This is a genomic window from Polynucleobacter sp. AP-Ainpum-60-G11 (assembly GCF_018688375.1).
Classification (GTDB): domain Bacteria; phylum Pseudomonadota; class Gammaproteobacteria; order Burkholderiales; family Burkholderiaceae; genus Polynucleobacter.
The window spans coordinates 1,772,696-1,785,156 of record NZ_CP061318.1; the positions used below are offsets into that span (position 1 = coordinate 1,772,696).

General features: G+C 46.0%; 17 protein-coding genes. 3 read left to right on the top strand and 14 right to left on the bottom strand.

The genetic code is table 11. The features are described from left to right. Positions 1–9: 9 nt before the first annotated feature. Genes cyoE through FD971_RS09155 form a run of 4 tightly spaced genes read right to left on the bottom strand, consistent with a single transcriptional unit; the run spans position 10 to position 3,453 of the window. On the bottom strand, positions 10–903 hold the full coding sequence (cyoE, locus tag FD971_RS09140) for a heme o synthase (protein ID WP_215334001.1): 894 nt from the start codon (positions 901–903) through the stop codon (positions 10–12). Continuing rightward, on the bottom strand, positions 900–2,024 hold the full coding sequence (locus tag FD971_RS09145) for a heme A synthase (protein WP_251368620.1): 1,125 nt from the start codon (positions 2,022–2,024) through the stop codon (positions 900–902). Before FD971_RS09145 ends, cyoE begins: the two co-directional genes overlap by 4 nt. Further along, on the bottom strand, positions 2,021–2,680 hold the full coding sequence (locus tag FD971_RS09150) for a hypothetical protein (protein ID WP_215334002.1): 660 nt from the start codon (positions 2,678–2,680) through the stop codon (positions 2,021–2,023). Before FD971_RS09150 ends, FD971_RS09145 begins: the two co-directional genes overlap by 4 nt. After that, positions 2,677–3,453 carry an SURF1 family protein gene (locus FD971_RS09155; protein WP_251368724.1) on the bottom strand — a complete coding sequence of 259 codons (777 nt, stop codon included), beginning with the start codon at positions 3,451–3,453 and terminating at the stop codon, positions 2,677–2,679. The genes FD971_RS09150 and FD971_RS09155 overlap by 4 nt, the downstream gene beginning before the upstream one ends. A 20-nt stretch (positions 3,454–3,473) precedes the next feature. On the opposite strand from FD971_RS09155, the gene FD971_RS09160 reads away from it, so the two are divergent. After that, entirely contained in the window at positions 3,474–3,686 is a 213-nt protein-coding gene (locus FD971_RS09160; RefSeq protein ID WP_215334003.1) for a twin transmembrane helix small protein, read from the top strand. A 60-nt stretch (positions 3,687–3,746) separates the two neighbouring features. Here FD971_RS09160 and FD971_RS09165 read toward each other — a convergent pair whose 3' ends face one another. From FD971_RS09165 to FD971_RS09195, 7 genes are all read right to left on the bottom strand, one after another. Further along, positions 3,747–4,601, bottom strand: a complete 855-nt coding sequence (locus FD971_RS09165) for a cytochrome c oxidase subunit 3 (protein ID WP_215334004.1) — start codon at positions 4,599–4,601, stop codon at positions 3,747–3,749. 29 nt (positions 4,602–4,630) lie between these two features. Next, a complete protein-coding gene (locus FD971_RS09170) occupies positions 4,631–4,825 on the bottom strand; it encodes a DUF2970 domain-containing protein (protein ID WP_197712874.1) in 195 nt (64 codons plus the stop codon). Beyond that, on the bottom strand, positions 4,822–5,415 hold the full coding sequence (locus FD971_RS09175) for a cytochrome c oxidase assembly protein (protein ID WP_215334005.1): 594 nt from the start codon (positions 5,413–5,415) through the stop codon (positions 4,822–4,824). The genes FD971_RS09170 and FD971_RS09175 overlap by 4 nt, the downstream gene beginning before the upstream one ends. Positions 5,416–5,430: 15 nt before the next feature. Continuing rightward, positions 5,431–5,646, bottom strand: coding sequence for a cytochrome oxidase small assembly protein (locus FD971_RS09990; RefSeq protein ID WP_371743040.1), 216 nt, complete (start codon positions 5,644–5,646; stop codon positions 5,431–5,433). Next, positions 5,546–7,165 (bottom strand): cytochrome c oxidase subunit I, encoded by a 1,620-nt coding sequence (ctaD, locus tag FD971_RS09185; RefSeq protein WP_215334007.1) that lies wholly within the window; start codon positions 7,163–7,165, stop codon positions 5,546–5,548. Before ctaD ends, FD971_RS09990 begins: the two co-directional genes overlap by 101 nt. A gap of 40 nt (positions 7,166–7,205) precedes the next feature. Then, positions 7,206–8,363 (bottom strand): cytochrome c oxidase subunit II, encoded by a 1,158-nt coding sequence (gene coxB, locus FD971_RS09190; RefSeq protein ID WP_215334008.1) that lies wholly within the window; start codon positions 8,361–8,363, stop codon positions 7,206–7,208. 180 nt (positions 8,364–8,543) lie between these two features. Then, the gene (locus tag FD971_RS09195; RefSeq protein ID WP_251368621.1) at positions 8,544–9,347 is read right to left on the bottom strand and encodes a methyltransferase domain-containing protein; all 804 of its coding nucleotides are present in this window, start codon (positions 9,345–9,347) and stop codon (positions 8,544–8,546) included. Positions 9,348–9,370: 23 nt separating this feature from the next. Between FD971_RS09195 and FD971_RS09200 the strand changes: the two genes are divergently transcribed. Both FD971_RS09200 and trmL read left to right on the top strand, forming a co-directional pair. Continuing rightward, positions 9,371–10,132: a ComF family protein gene (locus tag FD971_RS09200; RefSeq protein WP_215334009.1), complete on the top strand. Its 762-nt coding sequence runs from the start codon at positions 9,371–9,373 to the stop codon at positions 10,130–10,132. Next, positions 10,125–10,595 carry a tRNA (uridine(34)/cytosine(34)/5-carboxymethylaminomethyluridine(34)-2'-O)-methyltransferase TrmL gene (trmL, locus tag FD971_RS09205; protein ID WP_215334010.1) on the top strand — a complete coding sequence of 157 codons (471 nt, stop codon included), beginning with the start codon at positions 10,125–10,127 and terminating at the stop codon, positions 10,593–10,595. The genes FD971_RS09200 and trmL overlap by 8 nt, the downstream gene beginning before the upstream one ends. Before the next feature lie 5 nt (positions 10,596–10,600). On the opposite strand, the gene FD971_RS09210 is transcribed toward trmL, so the two are convergent. From FD971_RS09210 to grxC, 3 genes are read right to left on the bottom strand one after another with little or no spacing between them, the layout of a single operon-like run. Then, positions 10,601–11,623: an NAD(P)H-dependent glycerol-3-phosphate dehydrogenase gene (locus FD971_RS09210; RefSeq protein WP_215334011.1), complete on the bottom strand. Its 1,023-nt coding sequence runs from the start codon at positions 11,621–11,623 to the stop codon at positions 10,601–10,603. Between the two features lie 25 nt (positions 11,624–11,648). Continuing rightward, the gene (gene secB, locus FD971_RS09215) at positions 11,649–12,170 is read right to left on the bottom strand and encodes a protein-export chaperone SecB (RefSeq protein ID WP_215334012.1); all 522 of its coding nucleotides are present in this window, start codon (positions 12,168–12,170) and stop codon (positions 11,649–11,651) included. A gap of 23 nt (positions 12,171–12,193) precedes the next feature. Then, positions 12,194–12,448, bottom strand: a complete 255-nt coding sequence (grxC, locus tag FD971_RS09220; protein ID WP_215334013.1) for a glutaredoxin 3 — start codon at positions 12,446–12,448, stop codon at positions 12,194–12,196. Positions 12,449–12,461: the final 13 nt, after the last annotated feature.

Sequence of the window (12,461 nt, forward strand, 5' to 3'; positions counted from 1 at the left end):
ATACCCAACTCAAATGAAGTAATGATCAATTAATAAAGCTGCAAAAAGCAGAGATAAGTAAGTGATTGAAAAGCGGAATGTTTTCTTAGCCAATTCATCACTATAAGAGACAAATAAGGCAATCACGTAAGCAAGAAAAATTAAGCCCAAAATGATTGCGGAGATTAAATACACTACACCACTCATGCCATAAATATATGGCAGCAAAGTAGCGGCGATCAATATCAAGGTGTAGAGAAGGATGTTGAGTAAGGTAAAGCGTTCGCCATGCGTGACTGGCAGCATTGGCAAACCGCTTTGCACATAATCATCACGACGATACAAAGCCAGGGCCCAAAAATGTGGGGGAGTCCAAACAAAAATAATGAGTACTAAGAGCCAAGCTTCTGCAGAGAGGCCATTAGTGACCGCAGCCCAACCAAGAGCAGGTGGCATCGCACCAGAGAGCCCACCAATCACAATGTTCTGCGGAGTTGCTGGTTTCAGCAGCCAGGTATAAATCACTGCGTAACCAACAAAGGTTGCAACCGTCAGCCACATCGTTAATGGATTGCAGAAATTCCACAAGATGATCATTCCCAAACTACCGAGCACAATCGAAAAAATAGTAATGTGAAAAGGTGTTACCTCACCAGTAGCAGATGGTCTCCATGAAGTACGCTTCATCTTGGCATCAACGGCTTGCTCAATTAAACAGTTCATTGCAAACGCTGCGCCCGCCAGCAACCAAATTCCAACAATGCCACCAATCAGGACTGGATAAGGGACCATGCCCGGGGTAGCCAAGAACATCCCAATGACTGCACAGAACACTGCCAACTGAGTGACGCGGGGCTTGGTGAGCACCCAGTATTGACGCCAACGTGGCATCGCCACAGGAGTGGAAGAGGTGGGACTACTCATAATGATTTGACCATCTTAATATGAATCGGGGCAACCCAGGAGGACCACTGAGATAGGCGAACCAAACAGAACACCAATGCAGCGGAACCCGCGGTATGCATTAAAGCAGCAAACAATGGCCACTGAAACACCACATTAGAGATGCCTGTCAGCGCCTGAAGAATTAATAAACCTAACAGCAGCCTAGCAATCCTACCCATTCCTGACAATGCCGTATTACTCAGTTGCAGCGCGCTGACTCCCAATAGGCTCAGAGCTGCGATAGCAACTACAGCGAATATACGATGCGCCCAATGAATCGTTTGCAATGCGACAGGGGAAATAGATTCACCTTGCGCATTAAGACCCAGCTGACGCCATAGAGTAAAGCCCTCTTGCCAAGCAGTCTCTGGCCAAAAAGTGCCCAAACAGGTAGGGAAATCAGGACAGGCCAATACTGCGTAATTTGTGCTGACCCATGCACCCAAAAAAATCTGAATGATTAAGCTAACTGTAGCAAGTAACAATAACTTTGCAGAAAGTGGCTTCATTTGGAACGCTGGAGAAGCTTTTTCCTCCCACCCTTGCTGCGCATACTTTGTTAAACAAGCCAATAAAACTAAAGCCAACATTAAGTGGATAGTCACAATGATCGGTTGTAATTTGAGCGTTACAGTCCAGGCACCAAATGCCCCCTGAATACACACCAACACTAGCAATCCGAGGCTGCCTAACAAAGGCTTTTTTCCTAAAGTTCGCAACTTACTCCAAGCCATACTCACCTGAATCAAAATCAGGGCGCCAACAGTCATAGCCAGGTAACGATGAATCATTTCAATCCAAGCTTTGATGACCGTTACGGGTCCTGTGGGCATATTGGCCTCAGCTAGCTGTATCTCTCCAATAGCATGCCATGGATTGGATGTGCCATAGCAGCCAGGCCAATCTGGACAACCCAGGCCAGAGTCCGTTAAACGAGTAAATGCACCGAACACAATCAAGTCAAAAGTCATGAAGACTAAAACCCAATTGAGCTTTTGGAAAAAGTTATAAGCTGGTCTAGTCCAGAGATAAGCCAAAGGCAGACCCGCAAAGACAATTGCAATTGCAGCTAACTCCGCGAGCAATAAAAAACCACTCATTGCAATTGCTCACCCTTACGATTAAGGCGCAGTAGTTTTTCGAGATCTTTTTTAATACTGCCGAATTCTTTTGGAGAATTAGTTACAGGAAAGACCATCATCTTGGCCGGACTTGGATCGATCAACTGAATCTTCTGACCTGCGCCATCACGATTTAGCCAAGCATCAAACTCAGACCTCAACTTAGGATCTGCTGGCAAACTCAGTATCTGAAATCCTGCAGTCTTTTGATCGTAGGCTAGCAATACTTCTGGATCTACTGGCTTGCCATCCGTATTGATCCAAACCAATTGGACGCGACCACTCTCGCGCCCAACAGCAACACGCAACTGACGCATTAAAAATAACGCCTCAAGGCAAGATTCATTTTTGATGGTGCATTCACCAGCGGGTCTAGCCACTAGTAATGTCCACTTTCCATTAAAGGGGATATCAAACCAAGCTGGATTCACATCCTGAACGGGCTGAACCAAGGTTCCAAAATTTGTCTTTGCACCCTCAGGTTTAAAAACATAGTAGGCCAAATAAGAGGCAATTACTGGCGCTGCGCAGGCAAGCAGTAGGAGCATCATCTGGATTCGCCCACGCCGAGTTTGCGCATTGATCACAGACGCATCTGTTTGTGATGCTGGAATCAATAATTCTTTATCACTCACACTCTATCTCCATTAACCGCAAGCTCTCGCCGGTATTTCATGAACCCATTAATGAGCCAAAATAAAAATCCTGCCAATGCCAATGCAAACCACTGAAAGGCATAAGCATAATGGCGATCGACTCCATTTGTTGGGGAGGGCCAATTTCTGACTAAGCCATCCTTTTTAGCTAAATCAGACTCACGTACGATAAATGGCATCTGCTTCCATCCATGAGTTTGAACCTCGGCTGCCAAATCAAAATTTTGCTCTATCCGCGGACTGGTCTTCACATCAGCTTTTTGACCTAATTCATAAACTCTGCCCGGATGTGCAAAGGCAATCCCCTCGATGACCAATACCTCATCAGCAGTATCGACTGGGGGTAGCTCAATTCGATTCAGATTATTACGGGGCGCCCACCCACGATTTATCCAAAGCACAGTTTCCTGGCCAGCTAATTTCAAAGGCATCATGAGGTAAAAACCGGACTGTCCTGCACCGCCAGCACCACCCTCGGGAATGGGACGAGGACGGTTATCCAACCAAATAGCCTCGGCTTCTATAAATCTACCTCGAGCCAGAATACGACGCTCTGAAGCCTGCTCTAAGCTCAAGCTATCGGTATTGGCATTGAGTACAGGCATTTGCAGTTTGGCTTGCAAAGATTCACCCAGACGAATCTTTTGGTCCGCCCGATTCAATTGCCAAATACCAGCACCACAGCCCACTAAAATTACCAAAAGGGCTGATACAGTAGCGACTATACGGCTAGTAATTAAGCTAGAAAACATATTCACAGGGGTACTTTGAGATGAAATGGGTTATTCCACTTGCACTGCTAATGATTGTAGGGAGCTTGGGCTCTGCGCTTTACTTCATGATGAAGGATAAGGGCGGCAGCTCAAGAATGGTGCAATCACTCATGTTGCGCATCGGACTATCCATCGTACTCTTCTTAGGAATTTTAATTGCCCACTACTTTGGATATATCGAAGCTACCGGTGTTCGGGTGGGAACAAACTAGGTAATATAAAAGCAGCAATCCAAAACAAATCGGGGCTGAACGCCCCGATTTTTTATTTGCTTACATCCAGTAAACGGCGATGTAGAGACCTAGCCAAACAACGTCAACAAAGTGCCAGTACCAAGCGGCACCCTCAAATGCAAAATGGTTTTCAGCAGTAAAGTCGCCGCGAATCATACGACGCAATACGATTGCCAACATCAAACCACCCAAAAATACATGGAAGCCGTGAAAGCCGGTCAACATAAAGAATGTTGAGCCATAGACGCCTGAAGTCAATTTCAAATTCAAGGCATGGTAAGCATGGTAGTACTCATACATCTGGAAGCCCAAGAAGATAATGCCAAGGCCAACCGTTGCAGCCAAGCCATTGATGGCTTTCTTCATGTGATTTTCACGAAGCGCATGGTGAGCATAGGTAACGGTTACACCCGAACTCAGGAGCAACAAAGTATTAATCGTTGGGATTGGCCATGGACCCATGGTCGTAAATTTCTCTACCAACCCTGCAGGACCATCATTGGGCCAAACAGCTGTGAAGTTAGGCCAGAGTAATTTGCTCTCCACATCACCCATCCAAGGCATCGCAATATTGCGCGCATAGAACAATGCTGCGAAGAAGGCGCCGAAGAACATAATCTCAGAGAAGATGAACCAAGCCATCGACCAGCGATAAGAGATGTCTACGTTAACGCCGTTTTTGCCGGCATTAGATTCGGCAATCGTGTCCCCAAACCAGTTGTAGAGAACAAATAAAATCCAGAGTACGCCAACTGCAGTCACTGGGCCACCCCAAGCTGCATGGTTTACCCAACCAGACATACCAGCACCAAACGCAAGCAAACCTAAGGCTGCTGAGGCTGGATGACTAGATAGTCCAGGAACGAAATAGTAAGGGGTTGAATTGGATGACATCTTATTCTCTCTATTCAATCAAAAAATAATCAATGGGACACAACTGCTTTAACTATTAAAAGGAGTACGCCCATAAAAATCAAGGCACCTAAAACTCCCGCAATAACAATATGGACAAAACTGAGTGAAGCTACATCTTCCTGCAAACCTGATTTTTTACGCACACCCAAAAAAGCCCACAATACTGCGATCATGGATTGCATAAAGGTACTTTTCTTGCTCATGACGCCAATTTCGTTTTAGGAGTTGTTGAGCCTGCTGGCTGCTGACCAACGCCTAACTCAAAGAAGGTGTACGACAAGGTAATCGTTTTTACATCAGCAGGTAGCCCTGCATCAATCACAAACAGTACTGGCATCTTTTTCATTTCATGAGCCGCCAGGGTTTGTTGCTGAAAGCAAAAACACTCTAATTTAGTAAAAAACTCCATAGCGCTCTTAGGCGCATAACTTGGTATCGCCTGAGCCTCTACAGAGCGGTTCAAATTATTAGTTACTTCATAAACAATTTCTGTCATTTCGCCCGGGTGCACTTCTAGAAAGTTCTTGACTGGACGAAATGTAAATGGGCCGCGACTATTAGAGTCAAATTCGATAGTTACCTTACGGGAATAGTCGACTTGAGTATTGCCAACCTTATTCGCGCTGTAAGCTCGAATACCATAGTCATTTTTGCTGGTAACTACATTAATACCGGTTACTTCACACAAGGCTTTGTACATCGGCACTAGTGCATATCCAAAGCCAAACATCATCACCGAAGCGATCAATAGCTTCAATAAGATTTGGCGATTAATGGAGGCAGTTGCGGACATGGTTATCGGGGGGTCTTAACCCAACACACTCCGTTTAATAACGATACCAACAAAGAACACAATGGCAACGCTTAAAAGGATAAAACCCAACCTGCGATTACTGGCAGATTGGGATTTGTGTGTAGCTACTTTAGATTCCTGCAGCATGCAACTCTTTAGCATCAGGAGGTGTTTCAAAAGTGTGGTGTGGAGCTGGTGAAGGAATGGTCCACTCCAGACCTTTAGCACCATCCCATGGCTTCATAGATGCCTTTTCGCCTTTGCCGCTGTATGCCGGCAAAACAACGAAGAGCAAGAAGTACACCTGAGACAAACCAAAACCAAGCGCACCAATCGAAGCGATCATATTGAAATCAGCAAACTGAGTTGGGTAATCCGCATAGCGACGTGGCATACCTGCTAAGCCCAAGAAATGCATTGGGAAGAAGGTGATGTTAAAGAAAATCATGGAAGTCCAGAAATGGATCTTGCCGCGAGTTTCACTAGCCATGTAGCCAGTCCACTTTGGACACCAGTAGTAAAAACCAGCAAACATCGCGAACAATGAGCCCGCTACTAATACATAGTGGAAGTGGGCAACAACGTAATAGGTATCTTGAACACCAATATCAATTGGCGCCATTGCCAAGATCAAGCCTGTAAAGCCACCCATTGTAAATACGAAAATAAAGCCGACTGCCCACAACATTGGAGTTTCGAATGTCATCGAACCCTTCCACATGGTTGCAACCCAGTTAAAAATCTTCACGCCGGTTGGAACAGCAATCAACATGGTGGCGTACATGAAGAACAGCTGACCTGTTACAGGCATACCAGTTGCAAACATATGGTGAGCCCAAACGATGAATGACAAGATCGCAATCGATGCTGTCGCATAAACCATCGAGCTATAACCAAACAAAGTTTTTCTGGAGAAAGCAGGGATGATCTCACTCACAATTCCGAAAGCTGGAAGAATCATGATGTAAACCTCTGGGTGACCAAAGAACCAGAAAATATGCTGGAACATGATTGGGTCACCACCGCCAACTGCGGAGAAGAAAGAAGTACCGAAATGACGGTCTGTCAGAACCATGGTGATTGCACCAGCCAATACAGGCATTACGGCAATTAACAAATAAGCAGTGATCAACCAAGTCCAGCAGAACATTGGCATCTTCATCAATGTCAAGCCAGGAGCGCGCATGTTCAAGATGGTCACGATGATGTTAATGGAGCCCATGATGGAAGAAGCACCCAATAAGTGCAGTGCAAAAATACCCATATCTAAGCCTGGGCCCATTTGTGATGTCAATGGAGCATACAAAGTCCAGCCACCAGCAGGTGCGCCACCAGGAGCTAAGAATGAACCAAACAACAGGCAAGCTGCTACTGGAAGAATCCAGAAACTAAAGTTGTTCATGCGGGCAAAGGCCATATCGGATGCGCCGATTTGCAAAGGAATCATCCAGTTCGCAAATCCAACGAATGCCGGCATGATTGCGCCAAACACCATGACTAAACCGTGCATGGTAGTTAACTGATTGAAAAACTCAGGGCGCAAGAATTGCAAACCAGGTTGGAACAATTCCAAACGAATACCCAAGGCCATAACGCCACCAGCCATCAAGCTCACGAATGAGAAGATGAGGTACATCGTGCCGATGTCTTTATGGTTGGTTGCAAACAACCAACGACGCCAACCATGTGGCGTGTGATCATCGTGCGCATGGTCATGTGCGTGATCGTGGGTAGTTGAAATAGTGCTCATGGATTACTCCGGTTTAGTTTGATCTGTATTAATAAATGTATTACTTGCCAGCACGTGCAGAAACAATGTCTTGGGTCTGAATAATCTCGCCCGTTTTATTGCCCCAAGCATTGCGGGTATAAGTCATCACGGCAGCAATATCGCCATCAGAAATCACACCAGCCCACTTTGGCATTGCGCCCTTACCGTTGATCAGAATGTTGTATTGACCAGCTTTTGGTCCAAGCACCATCTTGCTACCATCTAGCGCTGGGAATGCACCCGCACCTTTACCGTTAGGCTGATGACATGCTGCGCAATTGGCCGCATACACTTTCGCACCACGCTCTTTTTGCTCATCCAAGGTGTAAACCTTAGTTGGGTCATCTGATGCTGCGCCCATTTCTTTTTTCTTTTCAGCTACCCACTTGGTGTAGTCATCTTGCGAAACTACATTCACAACAATAGGCATAAAGGCATGCTCAGCACCGCACAACTCTGAACATTGACCGCGGAATTTGCCGATAGTCTCAGCACGGAACCATGTATCGCGTACGAAACCAGGGATCGCATCTTGCTTAACGCCAAATGCCGGAATAGTCCATGAGTGGATGACGTCATTCGCGGTAGTAATCATGCGAATCTTTTTACCAACTGGCACAACCATCTCGTTATCCACTTCCATCAAATACGTATTGGATTTTGGCGCCAAGTTATTAATCGCTTCGCGTGAAGTGGACATAGTGGACAAGAAGCTAATGCCCTCACCTTCACCCTTAATGTAGTCGTATCCCCACTTCCACTGGTAGCCAGTGGTCTTAATAGTGATATCTGAATTTGTCGTGTCTTTCATAGCCACAACAGTTTTGGTTGCTGGTAATGCCATACCGATCACGATCAGCAATGGAATAACCGTCCAAATAATCTCAACAGTCGTACTCTCATGGAAAGATGCAGACTTAGCACCCAAGGATTTACGATGCTTGAGGATGGAATAGAACATCACCCCAAAAACGCCAATAAAAATGAGTGCGCAAATAATCAACATCATCCAATGCAACCAATGGATTTCTTGCATGATTTTTGTCGCAGGAGCGGTGAAGTTCAACTGATTCACAGCTGGGCCGCCTGGCATATTTTCAGCCGCATGAGCGATTGCAGTGCCGAAGGCTGCTACTAAATAGAGCGAAGCCCTAGTGACTTTTCCAAATAAATTCATCTTATTCTCTGTTTATTGTCGTGAACTTCTGTTGCTATAAAGCCCCAGAAAGCCCAAAAAAGCGGTATCAAGCAATACTTACAGCGCTGATTATAGGGTTAATTAAGTTCAACAACAAACGGGGTTAACCATGCTTGTCTCAATCTTGGCAATGGTTTAAAAGATAGTGAGTACTTACACTTAAGCAGAATCACTCCTAGTCTTGCGCCCGATTTGATTTAGATCAATATAGGCGACGTGGTCCTGCGCCTTGGCAAGGTGCTTGCCTAAAGCCCAAGCGTGCCCATAAACCACCTCCAAGCTCAGCTTTTTAGGTAATTGAGTGCATTGAGCGCCATTCTGATCATTAGAAGCAAGTAAATTCAGGGCTTTAGCATCCGCTAACAAGAGTGCATCAGAGTCGTAATCTAGGCCCAAAATCTCCATATCCATTACCGGATCTGAAAAACGCTCACCTAACAAGGCATCACCCATATCGTGCATATCCCAGGGGCTTGCCAATTTCTGCAGTGGCAATTGCTGGGATAAAGATTCGGAGCAAAGCTCTTTCCCGGTATCAGGGCCTAAATAACTTAATGTCAGCAAGCCACCTTCTTTCAGCACTCGCCAGCACTCTTGCAAGAAATGCTTAGGGTCAGACAAATCTTGAATAAAAAGTACGCTCACCACCAAATCTACAGAATTACTGGGGAGATTAATCCGACCAGTTTTCTTATAGTCATCCAAAGAGATACAGGACGCCGACTTGAATTTGGAATTCCAAAAACGAATGGCCCTTAATTTGAATAACTCAAGCTTTGATAATTCAGATTCTGGTGCGCTGTGAAAACGAATTCCCGGAAAACGTTTTGTCAGAAAAGGGGCATGCGCTCCAGGAAAATCTGGAATTAATAAGACATCCTTTGCCTCCAACTTCACGATGTCTAATTTCTGCAGCATACGGTCTGCAATTTCATCCTGAAGCCATCTGATTGATTGGGTCATTGGCTCAGTATACTCAGCGACCCATGCGAATAATAGAGAATGTTTTCGAAGCAATTTCTTCTCGATTATTGCCGAGTGCTTGCATTGTTTGTGGGGAATTTCAGCAACGTAGCCTCTGCTTAGATTGCTCTACGATATTGGAATCAGAACATCTCTTGCATTACGAATGTTGCAAGCAGTGCGGCATTACTCTTCAGGCAAATGAGCTGCGAGAAAGATATTGTCGCGAGTGCGAGCTCAATCCACCACACTTTGACGAAACCCACTGCCTTGATCGCTACGACGGAAAACTACAGTCTGCTCTGCATCAACTGAAGTATCAAGGTCGACTTGCTTGCACGCATGGCTTGGCATCCGCATGGAACGCACTACTTTCAAAGGGCTCAATGACAACCCATGCAGACTATCTGCTGCCGGTACCGCTCAGTAGAGAAAAACTATGTGCGCGAGGTTTTAATCAAAGCTGGGAGTTGGCTAGACGAATTCACTGTGGCAAACACATTCATAAGAACCCTTATATTTTGCAACGCCATCACCACCCCCAGAATCAAGCTAAAGGGGGGCGCGCCGATCGCCACATTTCCATTCAAGATATGTTTTATATCAACCCACAGTATCAAGGGCGGCTAGAGTCCACTAGAGTGATCGTGTTCGATGATGTGATGACTAGCGGAGCAACCTTAAATGAAATCGCTCGCGTATTGAAGGACAATGGCGTATCTCGTGTCATTAATTGGGTTTTACTGAGAACACTTCGGCCATCACAAAGATCAGAGCATGTTTAACATTGTTTTATTCGAACCAGAAATTCCGCCCAATACAGGCAACATCATTCGGCTGTGCGCAAACACGGGTGCAAAGTTACATCTCATTGAGCCCCTCGGTTTTCCCATGGAGGATGCCAAACTTCGTAGAGCAGGCCTGGACTATCACGAGTTTGCCAAAGTTCAGGTTCACAAAAATTGGGTGCAATTTCTTGCTGACGAAAAACCTAAACCTGAGCATATTTTTGCCCTGACTACCAAGGGGTCTGGCAAGTTTCATGATGGCAAATATTTGCCCGAAGATTATTTCGTTTTTGGCTCAGAAACCAAAGGCATTACTGAAGAAGTAAGAAGTTCGATTCCAGCGCCCAATCAAATGCGCCTAGCGATGCAAGATAGTAGTCGCAGCTTAAATCTCTCCAACACGGTAGCAATTGTGGTTTACGAGGCTTGGCGCCAAAACGGATTGCTTGGCGGAAATTAAGAAACTTAAACCTCAACCTTGGGGTCGCGCCCCATCAGTTTTTTGACTGCCTCATGCGGTGAAAGTTTTCCAGATAAGACTTCAGTCATCATGGCAGTAATTGGCATCTCAACATTCAGGCGAGTCGCTAGATTACCAACTGCAGACGCGCACAAAACACCCTCAGCAACATGACCTAGATTGCCTAAGATTTCAGGCAAAGGCATTCCTGCGGCAAGCGCCAAACCAACACGACGATTACGCGAGAGATCGCCAGTGGCAGTTAAGATCAAATCGCCCACACCAGTTAATCCCATGCAGGTCTCTGGTCGGCCGCCAGCAGCCTTTACTAAACGCATCATTTCTGCGAGGCCCCGAGTTAACACTGCAGCGCGAGCATTTAAGCCAAGATCTAAGCCATCACCAATGCCAGCAGCAATTGCCAAAACGTTTTTAATTGCACCGCCCAGCTCGACTCCAACCAAATCGTCGCTAGCATAGATGCGCATATTGCCGTGATGGAAGGCGCCCTGAACGATATCGCACAAAGAATTTGATTTACTGGCAATCGTTAATGCGCAGGGCATTCCGTTACCAACCTCTTGTGCAAAACTAGGTCCCGATAGGGCGCCATAAGAATGACGTAGACCATGGCTATGGAGTTGATCTTCACGCGCCACTACCTGATGCGGCAATAAGGTGGTACTGGGCTCTAAGCCTTTGCAGAGCCAAACAATATTGAGTGGATGCCTAGCAAGGCGTAATACCTTCGCCACTGTTTCTGACAAACCCGACATTGGAGTAGCGATCACTAAAAGATCGTTATCGGTAAGGCGTTCGATAGCCCGATCAAAACTCGCCTCTAATTGCAGGTCCTTAGGCAAGATGACGCCAGGCAGGTAGTCTGCGTTTTCGCCAGACTGCTGAATACTTTCTAACTGCTCAGCACTTCTCGACCACAAACAAACATCGCCCGGCTGAAGATGGCGCGCAGCTTGTGCGGCCATAGCAGTGCCCCATGATCCAGCTCCAAGCAGCGTCACTTTCATGATCTGTGGGCTTTAAAAAATCAGCTTAGTGGGGAAGAATGATTTTGCTTTCATCGGCAGAACTGCTTTCCGTTGGAGCGGCTTGCGCAGCCTGCATCAGGCGGTGCTCATACATACCGTGGAAATTAATCTCATTCAAATGAATTGGCTGGAAGCCTGCACGGCTGATGGTGTCAGCAATGTTTGAGCGCAAGTAAGGGTACAAAATCGTTGGGCAAGCAATGCCTAACATGGGATCAATTTGCTCTGGTGGAATATTGCTAAATTCAAAAATACCCGCTTGCTTAGCTTCGACCAAAAAGAGAACCTTGCTTTCAACTTTAGCAGTCACTGTCGCAATTAAGGCCACCTCAAAAATTTCATCGCCCAAGCGAGTGACGGCAACATCCACCTCAACCTCAACTTGAGGCTCAGCCGCGACTAATAAAATTTGTGGTGCGTTTGGCTGCTCTAAAGACAAGTCCTTGAGGTAAATACGTTGAATGCGGAAGCCAGGCTCTTTTGAGTTATCTGCTGCATCTGGAGTGGAAGTAGTTTGTTCAGTCATGGGGAACTTTCTGAGTAAATTTTTTAAGCTAATAGGGGGTCAAGTTGGCCAGCACGGTCTAAGGCGACAAGATCGTCATAACCACCAACATGGGTTTCGCCAATATAAATTTGCGGCACAGTACGACGACCCGTACGCGTCATCATGATTTCGCGTTGTGCGGGATCTCGATCAATCAGAATCTTCTCTAAATTGGCCACACCCTTTTTTTGCAATAGCTTCTCTGCCATAACGCAGTAAGGGCAAACTTGGGTGCTGTACATCGTGACTGACGGCATATCTAACTCGCTG